The sequence below is a fragment of the Altererythrobacter sp. CAU 1644 genome, from assembly GCF_029623755.1.
GTDB classification, from domain to species: domain Bacteria; phylum Pseudomonadota; class Alphaproteobacteria; order Sphingomonadales; family Sphingomonadaceae; genus Erythrobacter; species Erythrobacter arenosus.
In genome coordinates this window covers 732,321-750,000 of record NZ_CP121106.1, presented here as the reverse complement: position 1 = coordinate 750,000, position 17,680 = coordinate 732,321, and the positions used below count along the sequence as shown (strand labels likewise).

Annotated in this window: 11 protein-coding genes, 1 tRNA gene and 2 rRNA genes (1 of these 14 running past the window's edge); 4 read left to right on the top strand and 10 right to left on the bottom strand. The window is 61.9% G+C overall.

All coding sequences use genetic code 11. The annotated features are described in order from the left end of the window. From P7228_RS03740 to P7228_RS03725, 4 genes are all read left to right on the top strand, one after another. A 23S ribosomal RNA gene (locus P7228_RS03740) occupies window positions 1–2,382 on the top strand (it extends 406 nt beyond the left edge of the window). Between the two features lie 133 nt (window positions 2,383–2,515). Next, window positions 2,516–2,630 (top strand): 5S ribosomal RNA (gene rrf / locus P7228_RS03735). A 102-nt stretch (window positions 2,631–2,732) separates the two neighbouring features. Continuing rightward, a tRNA-Met gene (locus P7228_RS03730) sits at window positions 2,733–2,809 on the top strand. 193 nt (window positions 2,810–3,002) lie between these two features. Next, window positions 3,003–4,946 (top strand): S1 family serine peptidase, encoded by a 1,944-nt coding sequence (locus P7228_RS03725; protein ID WP_278016877.1) that lies wholly within the window; start codon window positions 3,003–3,005, stop codon window positions 4,944–4,946. A gap of 42 nt (window positions 4,947–4,988) precedes the next feature. Here P7228_RS03725 and P7228_RS03720 read toward each other — a convergent pair whose 3' ends face one another. The 10 genes from P7228_RS03720 to P7228_RS03675 all read right to left on the bottom strand — a co-directional run bounded on the left by P7228_RS03720 (window position 4,989) and on the right by P7228_RS03675 (window position 17,599). Next, entirely contained in the window at window positions 4,989–5,240 is a 252-nt protein-coding gene (locus P7228_RS03720; protein WP_278016876.1) for a hypothetical protein, read from the bottom strand. Window positions 5,241–5,318: 78 nt separating this feature from the next. Further along, window positions 5,319–7,256 carry a TIR domain-containing protein gene (locus P7228_RS03715; RefSeq protein ID WP_278016875.1) on the bottom strand — a complete coding sequence of 646 codons (1,938 nt, stop codon included), beginning with the start codon at window positions 7,254–7,256 and terminating at the stop codon, window positions 5,319–5,321. Between the two features lie 259 nt (window positions 7,257–7,515). Beyond that, the gene (locus tag P7228_RS03710) at window positions 7,516–9,330 is read right to left on the bottom strand and encodes a methyl-accepting chemotaxis protein (RefSeq protein WP_278016874.1); all 1,815 of its coding nucleotides are present in this window, start codon (window positions 9,328–9,330) and stop codon (window positions 7,516–7,518) included. Continuing rightward, complete coding sequence (locus tag P7228_RS03705; protein WP_278016873.1) at window positions 9,327–10,775, bottom strand: putative bifunctional diguanylate cyclase/phosphodiesterase; 1,449 nt, start codon at window positions 10,773–10,775, stop codon at window positions 9,327–9,329. Before P7228_RS03705 ends, P7228_RS03710 begins: the two co-directional genes overlap by 4 nt. A 204-nt stretch (window positions 10,776–10,979) precedes the next feature. Next, on the bottom strand, window positions 10,980–11,831 hold the full coding sequence (locus P7228_RS03700) for a CheR family methyltransferase (RefSeq protein WP_278016872.1): 852 nt from the start codon (window positions 11,829–11,831) through the stop codon (window positions 10,980–10,982). Continuing rightward, window positions 11,822–12,934: a chemotaxis-specific protein-glutamate methyltransferase CheB gene (gene cheB, locus P7228_RS03695; RefSeq protein WP_278016871.1), complete on the bottom strand. Its 1,113-nt coding sequence runs from the start codon at window positions 12,932–12,934 to the stop codon at window positions 11,822–11,824. The genes P7228_RS03700 and cheB overlap by 10 nt, the downstream gene beginning before the upstream one ends. A gap of 11 nt (window positions 12,935–12,945) precedes the next feature. Further along, window positions 12,946–13,311, bottom strand: coding sequence for a response regulator (locus P7228_RS03690; protein ID WP_278017701.1), 366 nt, complete (start codon window positions 13,309–13,311; stop codon window positions 12,946–12,948). Window positions 13,312–13,364: 53 nt separating this feature from the next. Continuing rightward, window positions 13,365–13,805 (bottom strand): chemotaxis protein CheW, encoded by a 441-nt coding sequence (locus tag P7228_RS03685; RefSeq protein WP_278016870.1) that lies wholly within the window; start codon window positions 13,803–13,805, stop codon window positions 13,365–13,367. After that, on the bottom strand, window positions 13,802–16,183 hold the full coding sequence (locus P7228_RS03680; protein WP_278016869.1) for a chemotaxis protein CheA: 2,382 nt from the start codon (window positions 16,181–16,183) through the stop codon (window positions 13,802–13,804). The genes P7228_RS03685 and P7228_RS03680 overlap by 4 nt, the downstream gene beginning before the upstream one ends. A gap of 72 nt (window positions 16,184–16,255) precedes the next feature. Further along, complete coding sequence (locus P7228_RS03675) at window positions 16,256–17,599, bottom strand: MATE family efflux transporter (RefSeq protein ID WP_278016868.1); 1,344 nt, start codon at window positions 17,597–17,599, stop codon at window positions 16,256–16,258. Window positions 17,600–17,680: the final 81 nt, after the last annotated feature.

Here is a 17,680-nt window from a genome sequence, read left to right as displayed (position 1 = left end):
GGGACACGTGAAATCCTGTCTGAACATGGGGGGACCACCCTCCAAGCCTAAATACTCGTACATGACCGATAGCGAACACAGTACCGTGAGGGAAAGGTGAAAAGCACCCCGATTAGGGGAGTGAAACAGTACCTGAAACCGGATGCTTACAAGCAGTTGGAGCCCCATAGGGGGTGACAGCGTACCTCTTGCATAATGGGTCAGTGACTTAATCTAGCATGCGAGCTTAAGCCGTTAGGTGTAGGCGAAGCGAAAGCGAGTCTGAATAGGGCGACTGAGTATGTTGGATTAGACCCGAACCCCGGCGATCTAGGCATGGCCAGGTTGAAGGTGCGGTAACACGCACTGGAGGACCGAACCGGTGAATGTTGAAAAATTCTCGGATGAGCTGTGTTTAGGGGTGAAAGGCCAATCAAGCCGGGAAATAGCTGGTTCTCCGCGAAATCTATTGAGGTAGAGCGTCGGATGTATGCCGATGGGGGTAGAGCACTGGATGGGCTAGGGCTGCGCGAGCGGTACCAAACCTAACCAAACTCCGAATACCATCGAGTCTTATCCGGCAGACAGACGGCGGGTGCTAAGGTCCGTCGTCAAAAGGGAAACAGCCCTAACCTACAGCTAAGGTCCCCAAGTCATATCTAAGTGGGAAAGCATGTGGGAATCCCAAAACAACCAGGAGGTTGGCTTAGAAGCAGCCATCCTTTAAAGAAAGCGTAACAGCTCACTGGTCTAAATAAGGGTTCCTGCGGCGAAGATGTAACGGGGCTAAAGATATGCACCGAAGCTTAGGGTTGCAGTTTACTGCAGCGGTAGCGGAGCGTTCCGTAAGCGAGTGAAGGCGAAGGGTAACCGACGCTGGACGTATCGGAAGTGCGAATGCTGACATGAGTAGCGACAAAGAGGGTGAGATGCCCTCTCGCCGAAAGACCAAGGGTTCCTGCGCAACGCTAATCGGCGCAGGGTGAGCCGGCCCCTAAGACGAGCCCGAAGGGGGTAGTCGATGGGAACCACGTTAATATTCGTGGGCCTGGAGATGTGTGACGGATCGTGGAAGTTGTTCGACCTTATTGGATTGGTCGGGCAGCCAAGCGGTTCCAGGAAATAGCCTCTCCGTATAGACCGTACCCGAAACCGACACAGGTGGTCAGGTAGAGTATACCAAGGCGCTTGAGAGAAGTATCCTGAAGGAACTCGGCAAATTGCCTCCGTACCTTCGGAAGAAGGAGGCCCCATCTTAAGGCAACTTTTGGTGGGGGGCACAGGCCAGGGGGTAGCGACTGTTTAGCAAAAACACAGGACTCTGCTAAGTCGGCTTCAAGACGACGTATAGGGTCTGACGCCTGCCCGGTGCTCGAAGGTTAAGAGGAGGAGTGCAAGCTCCGAATTGAAGCCCGAGTAAACGGCGGCCGTAACTATAACGGTCCTAAGGTAGCGAAATTCCTTGTCGGGTAAGTTCCGACCTGCACGAATGGCGTAACGACTTCCCCACTGTCTCCAGGATATGCTCAGCGAAATTGAATTCTCCGTGAAGATGCGGAGTACCCGCGGTTAGACGGAAAGACCCCGTGCACCTTTACTGCAGCTTCAGAGTGGCATTAGGAAAGAGTTGTGTAGCATAGGTGGGAGGCTTTGAATCTTGGGCGCCAGTCCAAGGGGAGCCATAGGTGAAATACCACCCTGCTGTTTTCTGATGTCTAACCAACTACCGTTATCCGGTAGTGGGACCCTCTGTGGCGGGTAGTTTGACTGGGGCGGTCGCCTCCTAAAGAGTAACGGAGGCGCGCGATGGTAGGCTCAGGCCGGTTGGAAACCGGCTGCGAGAGTGCAATGGCATAAGCCTGCCTGACTGCGAGACTGACGAGTCGAGCAGAGACGAAAGTCGGTCATAGTGATCCGGTGGTCCCTCGTGGAAGGGCCATCGCTCAACGGATAAAAGGTACGCCGGGGATAACAGGCTGATGATTCCCAAGAGCTCATATCGACGGAATCGTTTGGCACCTCGATGTCGGCTCATCACATCCTGGGGCTGGAGCAGGTCCCAAGGGTTTGGCTGTTCGCCAATTAAAGTGGTACGTGAGCTGGGTTCAGAACGTCGCGAGACAGTTTGGTCCCTATCTGCCGTGGGCGTCGATTGTTGAGAGGAGTTGCCCCTAGTACGAGAGGACCGGGGTGAACATACCTCTGGTGTACCTGTCATCGCGCCAGCGGTGCCGCAGGGTAGCTATGTATGGACGGGATAACCGCTGAAAGCATCTAAGCGGGAAGCCTCCCTCAAGATAAGCAATCTTCGAACCGTCGTAGACCACGACGTTGATAGGCTGGGTGTGGAAGTGCAGTAATGCATGGAGCTAACCAGTCCTAATAGTTCTGATCGCGCTTGATGAATCCCACCATCAACGACAGTCCTGGAAACAGGCTGGCGTTGAGGAGGAATGACCTCATGCCAGATCTAGCCCACTCTCTCGCAAGAGAGACAAGGTGCATCGATTTAAACCCGCATCCGCCTGCTTCATTGCTTGGTGGCCATAGCGTCTGTGACCCACCCGATCCCATCTCGAACTCGGCCGTGAAACCAGACCGCGCCGATGGTACTAGTGCCTAAGCACTGGAAGAGTAGGTCGCCGCCAGGCATTGCAGCCGGCGGGTGCGCGGAAAAACCCATTCACAAGTCGAAGGGCTGACCCACCAGGGCGGCCCTTTTGGCGTCTCTACGGGACGCTACATAACGGTGCCGCGGGGTGGAGCAGTCCGGTAGCTCGTCAGGCTCATAACCTGAAGGTCGTTGGTTCAAATCCAACCCCCGCAACCACCGAATTTCGAACCGCCTAGCCGCAAGGTCAGGCGGTTTTTTCGTTTCACCATGAGCTTGATCGGCCAGCATCCTCACCGGTCTTCCGCAGTTCGGATTGGCGCTGGAACGTGGTATCACCCGATGCGAGCGTTGGTTTGTGCGTGGGGAGGCGCAGATGGAGCGACAGGATCGGGCTCATACAGCAACCCGGATGGCCACGGGCCTGCTTGCCCTACTGGCGCCGATCCTCGTCTCGCCAGCTGTCGCGCAGGTCCATACACCGGCCGAGGTTCCTTCAAGTCACACGCAAGTGGTGTCCGAGGCGCCGACCACGGCAACAGCTTCCGAGAATCCACCGTACGAACCGGTTTATCACGCGACGCTGCTGCGGCTCTCCCCCGAAATCGGCGAGCGGCGCGCGGAGATTGCGGAGTTCGTCGCCACGATGAAGGGTTGGGCGATCGGCGAACCTGCCGAGTACGAGATCACGCCCAATCCCGAGTTCTTTCAGGACCTGATGTTCGTCCGGATCAAACGGGCCGAAAATGATCCTGTCGCGGCGCGGCAATATCGAACCTTTGTACGCGAGGCGATGGATATCGCCGATATCCTCGACTTCCATTCCGGCCCAAATCGTGGCGAGTTCGCGTGGTCGAGCAACGTACCCTATCCGGTCGACCTGGGCGCAGCAGACGGGGCGGAGCTGTTCGGCCGGATGGCGGCGGCGATGGCACCGGTCGCGCGTCGAAGCGCCTTGCTGAACATAGCGCGAAACAGCGCTCGTGAGCCGCCCGTGACTTGCATTTCCAACGAGGCATCGTCCCCGGGCTGGTGCCCGATGCCGGCAACGTCCGATTGGTCGGCGCTCAGCGCTCACCGTCCGCTTCATATCCAGGTCAAGTTACGCGGTGACAGCGTCGGCGAGTTCACTACCGTGGCAATCGCGCCTGACGGCAGTATCCGCCCGGTGCTCGGCATGCAGGGCGGGCTGTTCCAGGCGGGGACCTATGACAATGGCGATCCCATCATAGAAACCAGCGCGAGCAACAGTTCCGCCGCTGGGGCGCTGGGCGAGCCCGGGATCTATCATTTCATCAGTTTCGTGTCGGCCACGCCCATCGATCCCCGCATCTGGTCGATCCAGCCGCAGCAGTCCATTCCCGCCGACATGTGTCAGACACTCGAGGAGCGGTTGCTCTGCGACGCCATGCAGGGCGAGTTCGATACCAAGAGATATACCGGGTTCGGGATCGCGCTCGATCGCGTGATGCTGAGCGAGCCGGTCTTGCCCGTGGCCCGGATGGTCGGCGGGCAGGTCGCCGGTCGCGCTGATGGCAAGTGGCAGGCCCAGTTGTTCCTGCCCGATGTGGGGCCGCCGCTGGAAACCTCTGGCCGGCCCGGTGTCGGGCGCATCCAGCGGCTCAATTTCGAGAAAGCGCACAAGTGCGGGGGATCCTATATCGCGCCGGGGATCATCCTGACCGCGGCCCATTGCGTTTCGACGCGGGCGCTTAACGATCTCCAGGTCCGGCTTGGAACGCTCGACATCGCGAATGGCGGGAGCAACTTCCCGATCGAATCGATCGTCATTCACGAGGGATATGGCAAGGCCGAGGACAATGCCGACATTGCGATCATTCGAATCCGCACCGATGCCCGGCTCGATCGCCTGCAGAACAAGGGCATGCTGGGGACCATCGCACTGGCGCCGCAAGGCCGGGCGAGGCTGGCGGAGAACACGCCGCTCATGGTCACCGGCTGGGGCTTCACCGGGGCAACCGAGGAGGGCACCAACCCCTTGCTCGACATCCATAACCGGACGCAGCGCAATTCCCAGGACCTCATGAAGCTGACCATCGCCTCGCTCGATCCGGGGACCTGCGCGCGCTATCGCCAATTCTCTTCCTACAATCCGCAAGACATCATCTGTGCCCGGTCGCCCATCGCGGGGCGCGACGCCTGCTACGGTGATAGTGGTGGGCCCTTGTCCCGTCAGGCGGGGCGCAGCCGACAACTGGTCGGGATTGTTGCTGCGGGCATCGGTTGTGCGCAAAGCAATTACCCGGGCGTCTACACCCGGGTTGCCAGCTATCGTGAATGGATCGACCGCGCGATCAGCGCATCGAGGGTGAGGGGGATCCACCGGATACCGTAGATCCCCCGATCACTATCGATTGAGCGACTGCGTCAGTAGCGCTTATTGCGCGATTTCGTCGGGTCCGGTGCGTTCGTCTGGACCAGTGCGTTCCCTCTCGCTCTGCATCGGATCGGCGGCTTCGGCGGCCGAATCTTCCGTCGCAGGTTCATCTGTCGCTTCAGGCTCGGCAGGAGCCGGGTCGGTGTCGGCTGCCGGTGGAGCCTCGTCCTCCTTTGCTTCTTCGTTGGTGCATCCCGCCAATGCCAGCCCGCTTACCAAGCATGCGGCGATCGCTGCCTTTCCAAATTTCATTGCACTACTCCCTCTGTTGCAAGAGCTTCTGCAGACCCCTTTTTCGCAGTCCGGTTGGCCCGAACCTGCGCCTGACTATCAAACAAATCCCATTCGTGCGACCAAATCGCGAAAGGCACTCGTGCGCTCCAGCGGCTTGAGCAAGGGATCGCGATACAGTTGCACCAGCCCGCTGTCGCGCAGGCGCCAGGCTGCGGCGAGCGCGGCGAGCGCTTCCTCGATCCGGCCCCATTGCGCGTAGATCTGCGCATATTGGTAATTGCTCTTGTCGCCCTGTACCTGCTGGAGTTCTTCGAGGTAGCTTTCCGCCTTGGCCTGATTGTCGAGCAGGTGTTCGACGATGGCCCCGCCCGTCAGGCGCCAGACGGGGAAGGATTCCGCCTCGAAATCGGCCTTCGCGCCCTCAAGATCGCCCAGCATCAGCTTGGTCGATCCGACGAAATAGTGATAGCTCGACAGGTTCTCCTGGATCCCCTGCGCCTGTTCGAACGCGGCCAGCGCTTCGTTGTAACTGCCTGCGTCGTAGGCGATGTTGCCCTTGTTGCGGAAAGTTCGGGCGTTGAGCGGGTCGAGCCCGCTGGCGGCTTCGATCGCTGCGCTTGCCTTGGCATCTTCCCCGATGCGGGCCTGGAAACTGGCATAGCGGCTCAAGATGTCGGCATCGCCCTTGCCCAGTTCGTAGGCGTCCTCGTAGGGCTTGCGTGCCGAGCGCATGTCGAGCCGGCCCATGACGATGGCGTAGCCCTTGACCAGATGGGCATCGGCGAACTTGGGAGCGATCCCGGCGGCCGTGTCGGCGGCAGCGATCGCCGTGTCGTAGAGCCCTTTGCGCTCTTCCGGACCGGCGTAGAGGTTTCCGATCAGCGTGAGCACGCGCCCTTTGGCAGCATGCGCCGCCGCATATTGTGGATCGATGCTGATGGCTTCGTCGAACTTGGCCAGTGCCTGGCGGTCGGTCGATTCATCGGTCCCGGAATCGTAGAGCTCCAGCCCCCTCAGATAGGCATCATAGGCGGCTATGCTCGTGGTGCCGCCGACCTGGCCGTTCGCATTCGCGCCGCTATCGTCCATCTGCGCGGACAACTGCCTGACCACCGAGCTGGCGATGGCGCCCTGAATGGCAAAGATATCGTCGAGTTCCTGTTCGTAGGTCTCGGTCCAGGGACTGAACCCGGTCTTGCCGTCGGTCAGTTCGGCCACCACGCGCACGCGGTCGCCGGCAATTCTCACGTTCCCGCCGAGCAGGTATGCGACACCCAATGCACGGCAAATCGACTTTGCATCCTCTTCGGTTTCGGTGAAGCTGTTGGACGAGACCTGCGCCGCCACCCGCAGCAACGGGTTGCGCGCGAGTTGCGCCCTTACTTCCGCGGCGAGACCATCGGCAAAGATCGCCTGTTCCTCATCCACTCCGATCCGGGCGAAGGGCAACACCGCGATACTGTTGCTCACCGTATTCCCGCCAAAGAGGCCGAGCTTCCACCCGGCCAGTCCGACAGCCGCCACCCCTAGCGTCGCACCGCCGACGATCGCGGCGCGGCGATCGACCGTGATCTTGCGCCGGGGCGTGGCCGCCGCACCGAGGGACGCTGCTCCTGCCCCTTCCGCAAGCACTTCGTCTGCCTCGTCGCCGCCTTTCGAAATCCCGTGCAGCCTCTCAAGCGCCCTGACGAGTTCGATGAAGGCGGGGTGCGAGGTATCGTTGCCGGCCCGCGAGACGTCGAGGAATTGCACTTGCCGAAAGCCCAGCGGGGGTTCGGTGCCGTCGATGGAAACCGGGATGAGGCGTTCCTTGTCGCGCCCCCAGGTCGCCTCGTCCTTCACCCAGTGCGACTTGATGGAGCTGGCCGACCACAGCACCACGACCGCCTTTGCCTGCTGCAGCTTTTCTTCGGTTATGTCGCCGAAGCGGGCCCCTCCGCCGATGAGTCCATCCCACCAGACGTTGAAACCGGCTTGCCGAATGATGGCAATAATCTCTTCTGCACGACCACGGTCGGCGTGCGTATAACTCAAGAAGACGGTCTGAAGGCCTGCCGTCTGCGGCTTGTCTGGCGTGTCGCCGACCTCCATACTTCCCCCTACAGAGGCTGATCGGAGCGTGAAGTCTATCCTTCCGCAACCCATCTGTCGAATGCCGTTTTGATTCAGCGACAAGGCCGCGATCACGATGGGGTAGGGCGGCCTGTCGGCAGCCTATCGGCGGCCGGCGCGAGTTGGCACGGATCCGATCGACCGATCGGATCCGTCGCAGCTATTCATCATGGGAAGTGCGTTAGCCGCGCCGCAGCGAGCCGAGGAAGTCCTGCATCTGCGAACGCAGCGTCGAGGCCTGACCTTCGAGTTCGGTTGCCGAGGAGAGCACCTGGGCAGCGGCGGCACCGGTCGAAAGCGACAGCTCGCGCACGTCGTCGATATGGCTCGATACCTTGTCGGTGCTGCGTGCCGCGAGATCGATACTGCGGGCAAGGTCCTGGCCCGCAACCGATTGCTGATCGACCGCGGATGCGATCGACACCGCCGTCGATTCGAGTTGCTGGATCTGGTCGACGATGGTGCGCAGCGCTCCCACGCTGGCCCCGGTTGAATCCTGCATGGCGCGGATCTGCTCGGCGACCTGCTCGGTCGCACGGCTGGTCTGCATCGCCAATTCCTTGACCTCGGAAGCCACAACCGCGAATCCGCGGCCTGCCTCGCCACCACGCGCTGCCTCGATCGAGGCGTTGAGCGCGAGCAGGTTGGTGCGCTGAGCGATGGTCTGGATCAGCTCGACGATCTGGCCGACCTGGTCGGCCGAGGATGACAATGCCGAAATGGTCGTGTCCGCCTCTGTTGCCGAGAGCGTAGCCTTGCGCGCCAGTTCGGCCGACGATGCGGCCTGCCGGCTGATCTCGCCGATCGACATGGCAAATTCATCGCTCGCCGCTGCCGCCGAGGTCGCGCCCGCATTGGCTTCTTCCATCGACCTGGCGACTTCCGCCGTCTGGCGGGTCGACTCTTCGGCCGAGGTCGCCATGCCGGTGGCCGTCATCTGCAACTGGCTCGACGCTGCGGCCACGCCGCCCACGACATCGCCCACGGTGCGTTCGAATTGCTCGGCAAGGTCCATCAGGATCCGCCGCCGCTCGGCCTCGCGTTCTTCGTGCGCCTTGAGATCGCCCTGGGCCACTTCGGCGCGTTCTTCGGCCCATTTTTCGAGCCGGATATTCGCGCGCTTGAACAGCTCAAGCGCCTTGAGCATCTCGCCGATCTCGTCCTTGCGCTCGATCCCCTCGATCTCGAAGTGACGGTCGCCCTGGGCCAGCCGGGTCATGCCAGCAGTGATCTCGCCGATCTTCTTGAGCAGGTTGCCGCCGATGTAGCGAAGGCTGAAGAACATGATGGCCGCGACCAGGATGGTAAGGACCAGCAGGATGTTCACCATGTTGAAGAAGTAAGCGAGCCCGGCCTGTTCGTCGGAATCGACCAGGGCACGCAAGTCCGTTTCGAACTGGTCTACCTCGACGAAGAGGGCGTCACCCCGCTCCGACAATTCGTAGGCCAGCGAGACGCTGCGCTCATCGCGACCGTTGGTGTCAAGATTGGCGCGCAATTCCTCGAACTTGGCGTTGTAGGCCTGGACGTCGGTCCGCAAAGTGTCGATATCTTCCGAGAATTGCGGGGCAAATCGATCGATCGTGCGCTCGATGCTTTCGATTTCCGTGGTGACGTCCGCCTGGGTCGCTCTGACGCGTTCGAGTGCGGCCTGTTCGCTGCCGAGGATATAACGAACGGTGTTGTACCGAAGCGAACCCCATTCGCCCTTGAGGTCGGCGGCGCTGATCACGGTGTTCTTGAGCTCGCCGTTGACCGTGGTCTTGCCATAGAGGCTCGACAGTCCGACTGCGACGATAATGCCCATCAGCACGAAGGTGCCCAGCAGGCTGGTCAGGATCGTGCGCATCTTGCCTGCAAGCGACAGGTCCTGGAACCAGTTGCTGACAAGATGCCATGGCGCAGACGACTTCACGGCATCACCGGGTGCTTGCGCATCGGCCTGGCCGTCGACTTCGAACTGCAGCTGGTTGGCAATATCTTCGATCGCACTCATGCGGCATTCCCCCGGCCCGCCCGCTGGCGGCCCATCATGTCATTCTGGGCACCGATCAGTGCCTCTACTTCGCCAAAGGGCATCGCCTTGTAGAAAAGCCAGCCCTGGATCTGGTCGCAGCCCGCGGTTCGCACCAGCGTAGCCTGATCTTCCGTCTCGACGCCTTCAGCGGTGACGCCCATCTTGAGCGCGCGGGCCATGGCAATGCTCGACAGCATCATGGCGCGCGATCCATCGTCCATCCCCGCTTGCACGACGAGCGAGCGGTCGAGCTTGAGTTTCTCGAAACGGAACTGGCGCAGGAATCCGATCGATGCGTAACCGGTCCCAAAGTCGTCGAGCGAGACATTGACGCCGAACTCGCGGATCACGTTGAGGCTACGCTCTGCGACCACAGGGTCGAGCACGAGGCAGGTTTCCGTCACCTCGAGATCGAGGCGATGCGGCGGGAAGTTGGTCTCTTCGAGGATGTAGCCGAGCTGCACCGGGAATTCGGGATTCCGCAACTGGGCCGCCGAGATGTTTACTGACAGCGTGATGTCGCCCCAGGCCATGGCATCGGTACAGGCGCGGCGCAGAACCCACAGGCCGATGGCATTGATCAGCCCCGATTCCTCGGCGACGGGAATGAAGATGTTGGGCCCGATCGGCTCGCCATCCGGGCGATCCCAGCGCAGGAGAGCTTCGACAGCCACGATCTTGTGCGTGTCCGCGTCAACCAGCGGCTGGTAGAATACCCTGAACTCCTCGTTCGCCAGGGCTGAACGCAACTCGTTGTCGAGCTCGCGCACAGCCTCGCGGTCGCGATCGAAATCCTCGCTGAACCAGGTGCAACGCATCCGGCCGCCACGCTTCGAGGCATACATGGCGACGTCGCTGCGACGGAGCAGTTCGGACGAGGAAATCCCGTCGCGCCCGGAACTGCGCGACAGCCCGATGCTGACTCCGACAGCGATGCTGCGTTCTTCCATGCTGATGGGCTTGGAAAGCTGTTCGATGATCTTGCGGCAGATGCTTTCGACGATGGTCCCGGCAACGGGGCCTACCTTCATGATCGCGAATTCGTCTCCGCCAAGGCGATAGCAGTGCGCTTCCTGGCCGCACAGTTCCTTCAGGATCTTGGCGCACGCATCGATCAACTGGTCGCCGAACAGATGCCCGAAGTGATCGTTGACCTGCTTGAAACTGTCGAGATCAAGCAGCGCCAGGGCGACTTCCTCGCCCGGCGTGGCATGTTCGGAGAAATCGGTATGAAGTGCGCGGCGGTTGGGAAGGCCAGTCAGCGAGTCCACCAGGCCGGCAGTCTTGGCCTCGCGGATATCTTCGACACCGGCGCGGCCCAGGCCGAAGATGGTTGCCGCATACAGTAGCACGCCAGCGATGATCATCGGCTGGGGCGAGACAACGCGGGTCGTGTCGCTGATCCAGACGGCAAGCGCAAACAAGCCGAATATGACCGTTAGAATAGCCAACGGGGCAACCACCAACGATGCCGATGTCAATTGTGAAGGCGCCTGCCTTTGAGCCACAAATTCCCCCCGTTGAACGCGCAAATTTACCTTCTGTAGAGCGGCATAACCGGCATTCGCTAAGGAAGGGTAAACCCAATCTTTACCTTCATCCGCGCCGCTCTGCCGCCCTTCCCGGCGCTACCCGGCCAGCGCCTGCTGGACGCTGCGCATCGCCGAAACCGGCTCGTAGATACTTGGCCTGCGGGCCGCGGATTCGAACATTTGGGTCTGCCCGACCACGGTTTCGCCGGCGCCCAGCATCAGGAAGCCGTCCGGGGCCAAGGCCTGGTGCAGTCGGTCGAATGCCTGGGTACGGGTCGGACCGTCGAAATACAGCAGGACATTGCGACACAGGATCAGGTCGAACGGCTGGCGACAGGGCGCCGGATCGAGGATGTTGTGCTGCTGGAACCGCACGATCGATCGGGTCGACGAATGCATCTGCCATCCGGAGGCGGTCTCATCGAAATAGTTCAGCATCTGCGACACACTGAGCCCGCGCTGGACCTCGAACTGGCTGTAGTGCCCACTGCGCGCGACGCTGATGGCCTTCTGCGAAATATCGGTGCCGAGAATGTCGATCGACCAGCCTTCCCATTGGGCCGCCTGCTCGGCGAACTGGATTGCCAGCGAATGGGCTTCTTGCCCGGTCGAACATCCGGCACACCAGATCTGCAGCCGCCGCTTGGCCGAACGTCGCTCGGCCAGGATCGGGAAGATTTCAGCGGGCAGTTGATCGAAGGTCGGCTTGTCGCGGAAGAAATAGGTCTCGTTGTTGAGCAACGCCTCGACCACATCCTGCACCAGCTGCGTTTCGCCGGGCATGGTGAGCAGGCACACGAGCTGATCGACATTGGTTATCCCGCGCTCGCGGAAGATGCTCGAAAGCGAGGTTCCGATACGCCAGCGGCGTCCTTCTGTCAGTTGCTGCCCGGTCCGGGCGGCGAGCAGTTCGGCGATGATCTGGTAGGAGGCTTCGCTTATTTCCACGCGTCGACTCCCGTCTCGGCCAGGATCGACTGGACCAGCTGTTCGGGCGGTTGAATGACGCTGGCGAGACCAGCCTTGGCGACCGCGCCGGGCATTCCCCACACGGCCGAACTGTCCTTGTCCTGCGCGAGCACGGTCCCGCCGCGCTCGACCAGTCGGGCAGCGCCGATCACGCCATCGCGCCCCATTCCCGACAGGATCACGGCCAGCGCATGCCCATCGACAGCATCAGCGAGGCTTTCGAGCATCGGATCGACAGACGGTCGGCATCCGCTGGGTGCAGGCGCGGAGGAGATGGCCGTCACCAGCGCTGCGGTGCGCCGCTCGACGATCATGTGTCCGATGCCGCTCGCCAGCATGATCTCGCCGGTGCCGATTTCGGCTCCGTCTTCAGCGATCACGGTCTTGCGGGCCGAAACGAGTTCGAGCTGGCGCGCAAAGACCGGGATGAACGCTGCCGGAAGGTGCTGCGTCACGAGGATAGGCAGGTCGAAGCTGCGGGGCAGGGCGCGCAACAGGATGTTGAGCGCGTGAATGCCGCCGGTCGACGCCCCGATCGCGACCACTTCGGGGCGCTTGTGGCGGTGCGTGCGTACCGGCCGCGCAGTGGGCTTGCCGCCGTCGGGTTCGGCTGCAAACCTAGCCGCCGGATCGCGTCCGCCGAGCGCCCTGATCTTGCCGAGCAGGGCAGCGCGGTAGCCTTCGTCGAAGCCGCCCGGTCGCGGCTTGGGCATGGTATCGGCTGCGCCCATGGACAGGGCCGCCATGGTGTGTTCGGCGCCATCCTCGGTCAGCGAGGAAACCACCAGGACCTGCGCGGTCTGGGCCTTTTCCAGGATCTTGGGCAGGGCCTCCAGCCCGCCCATTCCGGGCATCTCTAGGTCGAGCAGGATCACGTCCACCGGCAGGCTCGAGAGCTTGGCGATGGCGCGCTCGGCATTGCTCACCGTCGCGGCCACGGTCAAGTCGCGGTCGGCCTCGACCATCCGCGCAAAGACTGTGCGAACGGTGATCGAATCGTCGATGATCATGACCCGGATAGGGCCGTTGGCATCCCTGCCGCCTTTCGGCGTTGCTTTGCCGGAGCCCTCGCGCGGTTCCATGTGCGCGACCCTTAGGCGAAGCCGACGAGCTGTAGCTTTATCTGCAAAGTCTCGTGATCGAACGGCTTCATGACGTATTCGTCGGCGCCGGCGTCGATCGCCTCGCGAATATGCGCGACATCGTTCTCGGTCGTGCAGAACACCACCTTGGGCTTGTCCCCGCCAGGCCGCTGGCGCAGCTGGATGATGAACTCGATGCCGGTCATGACAGGCATGTTCCAGTCGAGCAGGATTACATCGGGCATGGATTCTTCGCAGCGTTCCAGCCCGTCCTGCCCGTGCTCGGCTTCAGCGACCTCAAACCCCAGGGTTTCGAGAATATGTCTCGAAACCTTTCGGATGACCCGCGAATCATCGACTATCAGACACGTTTTCATTTCGACCCCTGTCATTTTGTCATTTCCTGTAAAGAAGAGCCGTAACCAAGCGATTAAGCCGCCCGCTGGTCTTCCATCGGTGATCCCATCAAGGCTTTGAAATCGAACAGTAACGCGGGGCCCTCGGCCGTCTCTATCAGGCCCTTGGAAACACCCTTCCACCTCTCGCCATAGCCGCCCAGCACTTCTTCGGCGTCGCTGATGGCTTCGGCGACATCTTCGACCTGGTCGACGAGGAGCGCGTAATTGTGGCCTGCGATGTGGACGATCGGCGCGCGGATATCGGTCGCAAAATCGGCCGGATCGAACCCGATCGCCTGGCGGCAATCGACCACGGTCAGGGCCTGGCTGCGCAGGGTGGTGAGCCCGGCAATATGCTCAGGAGCGCGCGGGATCGGCGTGATCGTGCCGACCTCGATTACCGAGTGCACGTCGTTTGCGCCGAGCGCGCAGCGGCGACCGGCGATATGCACGATGAGCAGAAGTTCGTTCATGCTGCCACTCCCTTGCGGAATTGGCTGAGCGCCTTCAGCAGCCCGTCGCGATCGTAGCGATAGATCGAGGCCGCGCGCTCATTCTCGGGCACCTCGCTGTCGGGTAGGCTGCGCAGGCGAATTGTCGGAACCGCAGGCTCGCCGCTCGAATCCTCAAAATCGCGGTCGATCGTGATGACGACATCGCTCTTGTCGGCGGAAGCTTCGGCAATCGTATAACCGGCATTGACTAGCAGCGGGCCGAGGATCCGGCGCGCCCAGGGATCGTCGGGCAACAGACACGTAATCGAGGCGGATTTCTTTGGTGCGACACCGTGGCGCGCGAACAGCTTGTGGCCGTCGATAAGCGCGATCGATTCGCTTTCGTGCAGGGTAACGGCCTGGACGAAGGATGCGTCATCGACCGCCACCAGATCGCCTTCGAGGAGAACCGCGTCGTCCACTTCACTTACGGCGTAGAGCAGGTCGCAAGCGCCATCGGACAGCCGCAGCATGCGCAGCTTGTCCCCGGCCGGCATCTCGTCCGGCAGGCCGATCAACGGCAAGATCTGTTCGTCGACGACAACGCGATCGACTTCGCCCGAGCGATCGACGGCTTCCGGTCGGACCGTCTCGATCCGGTGGACCAGTGCGAGCGCAATGGCCTGTTTCCGGCCGTTGAGGCCGATGAAGGTCATTGCGCGGACGCCCTTGGCGACTTCATGTTCTTCGGACTGCTCGATCTGGCGGTTCTTCAGGCTCCGCACATCCGAGACGAGCCCGCGGTTGTAAGCGATAAGCGGGATGTCCAGCAGCAGGACCGGGCTACCATCGTCGAGGAGCGTCGAACCGCCATAGAGGTCGGTGGCCATCACCGCCGGCGGGAGCGGTTTCACCACCAGGTCGGCGATGCCGTGAATCTTGTCGACCGCGAGTGCGATCATGTCGCCACTGGCGAGCCGGATGAGGACCATCGAACGCTTGGTCGGGTCGATCCGATCCTCGAGGCCGAGCACTTCGGCCAAGGAAAGGCAGGGTGTGCGACGCCCGCGGAAGTCGATCAGGATCGAACCGCCGACCTTGGAGTATTCGATGCCATTGCTGCCGAAATGGACGATCTCCTCGACATAGGATTGCGGGATGGCAAAGCGCTGTCCCGAAACTTCTACCGTGAGGCCGGAGATGATGCTGAGGGTCAGCGGAATCTGGAGATAGAAATAGGTCCCTTCGCCCTCGTTGGTCGAAACCCGGATCGAGCCGCCGATCTTCTCAAGGTTCTCGCGCACGACGTCGAGGCCGACGCCGCGGCCAGATACCGCGCTCACGGTCTCGGCGGTCGACAGGCCGGGTTCGAAGATGAACTGGAGGATTTCGTCGCGGCTCGCCCGCTCACGCTCCTCAGCGCTCAGCAGCCCGACCGCCACCGCCTTGGCCGCGATCTTCTTCTCGTCGAGGCCGCGACCATCGTCGCTGATGACGATGGAAATCTTGTTGCCGGATTGGCGTGCTGCGATGCCAAGAATCCCCATCTCGCGCTTGCCGGCCTTGAGCCGCTCGGCTGGAGGTTCGATGCCATGATCGATCGCGTTGCGAATGATGTGGATCATCGGATCGCGGATCATCTCGACCATTTCACGGTCGATCTCGACGTCACCGCCTTCGAGGTCGATCAGGACCTGCTTGCCGAGCTCTGCGGAAAGGTCGCGGACCAGCCGCGGGAACGCGCCGAACAGCAGTTCGATGCGCTGCATGCGCATGCGTGTGACCGCCTCGCGCACATCATTGAGGATCGAGGTCAGCCGTTCGAACGGACCGTCGATAGTCGGCTGGGTCCCCGCCGCACGGAGGCGATGAGCGAGGTCGTTCCGCGCGAGGACAATGTCGGAAACGCCGCTCATCACGCGGTCGAGCAGGTCGACCGGCAGGCGGATGGTGCGTGGCGCGCCGTTGCCGGCGTCGGCCTTGCGGTCGCCTGGCTTGGCCGGATCCTGGGGATCGGCGGCCGAGACGTCGGCTTCGACGAGATCGGTCTCCCCCGCATCCAGCGCGGCGATCAGGCTATCGTCGCCGCCTTCGGGGAATTCCTCACCAGCTTCGATGGCGTCGGCCATCTGTCCGATACGATCGATTATGGCGAGGACGGCGGTCACCAGCGGGGCGTCGGGCGCGCGGCGACCCGCCCGCACTTCGGCGAGCGCGTCTTCCGCGGCATGGCTGAGTTTCTCCAGGCGGGGAAAGTCGAAGAAGCCGCAATTGCCCTTCACAGTATGGACAAAGCGGAAAATCGCATCGAGGCGCGCGCGATCCGCCGGATTTGCTTCCCAGGCGATCAGTTCGCCTTCGCTAGCCTCCAGCATCTCTTTGGTTTCTGCGACGAAATCCGCCAGCAGGTCGTCCATCGATCACCGCCCCCAATAGGTTGAGGACCCTCTATGACCGAAGATGGTTAACGAATGATCACCCCTGTAAAATCAGGCTTTCGGATCTCGCTTGAGCACGCGCCACACGATCACCGATGCCAGTGCGCCGCCAGCGAGGTTGGCGGCCAGTTCCGCCGCGAAGATCGCATCGGAACCCCATTGCCCGCGAAGCACAATGGCAATCGGCATCATCACGAGGAAGACGCGGGCGAAGCTTTGCATCAGCGCGAACTTGGCCTTGTCGACCGCGTTCAGTGCGCCATTGGCGACGATCAGCAGGCCGAACCCGGCATAGCCCCAGGCCGCGATCGAAAGATAGCGGGCGAACTGCTGCATGACGGCGGGGTCTTCCGTGAACAGGTCCGCGAACCAGCCACCGCCGAATGACAGGATGGCCGCGATGACAAGGCCATATCCGAGGCAGAATATCCCGGCGAGCAGCATGGCCTCGCGCGATCGTTCGGGCTTTCGCGCGCCCCAGTTCTGCCCGACGATCGCCCCAATGGCGCCCGACAGGGCGAGGAGTGGCACGACGGCAAAGCTCTGAATCCGCCCTGCCGCACCGAAGCCGGCCACCGCCGCTTCGCCCTCGCTTGCAAGCAGGGCGGTCAGGACGGCCAGCCCGATGGGATTGATCGAGTTCGAAACCGCGGCAGGCGCGGCAACCTTGATGATGGCGAACAACGGCTCGGCTGGGTGGCAATTGCGCAACTTCGCCAGGCCAAGTTCGAGCGGCGCACGCCGGACCAGGCGCAACCCCACGAGGATGCCGAGCGCCCAGCCGATCAGCGTGGCATAGGCGGCCCCGACGATGCCCAGTCCCTCGAAGCCGAATGCGCCGGTGATCAGGATGGGGTCGAGCACCCAGTTGGCCGCCGAATAGGTGATCGAGACCAGCGAGGTCTTGCGCGCCTCGCCCTGGCCGCGCAGCACCCCGTTGATCCCCATGATCGTCATTTGCAGCGGATAGCCCAGGGCAAAGGGCCGCATGTAGGTCTGGATGATGGCCTGGAGATCGTCCGGCGCCTGCATCAGGCGGAACAGGGGGCCCAGCAGCGCGAACAGTGCCAGTCCCACCACAATGCCGCTGATCACCGCAAATATCAGCCCCAGCGTGCCGCGCCGCTCGGCTTTCTCATCATCGCCCTCGCCGAGCGCACGCGCAACCACCGAGTTGATCCCGACCATGATCCCGACGCCCATGCTGCCGAGCGCGATGGTCACGGGAAAGACGAAGGAAATAGCTGCAAGTTCGGCGCTGCCGAGCTGGCCGATGAAATAGGCATCGACGAGGCCGATGGACATGATCGCCGCGACGCCAACGATCATGGGAAGTGTTTGCGACACCAGGTGGGAGCGGATCGACCCGCGCGTTAGTTTGGCGTTTTCGCTCATTTGCGCGAGGCCGTAAGCACGCCATGCCAAAGCGCAAGTAAAATGACCGCTGGTGCCGGTACGCAGCGCGCGCCGCTACAG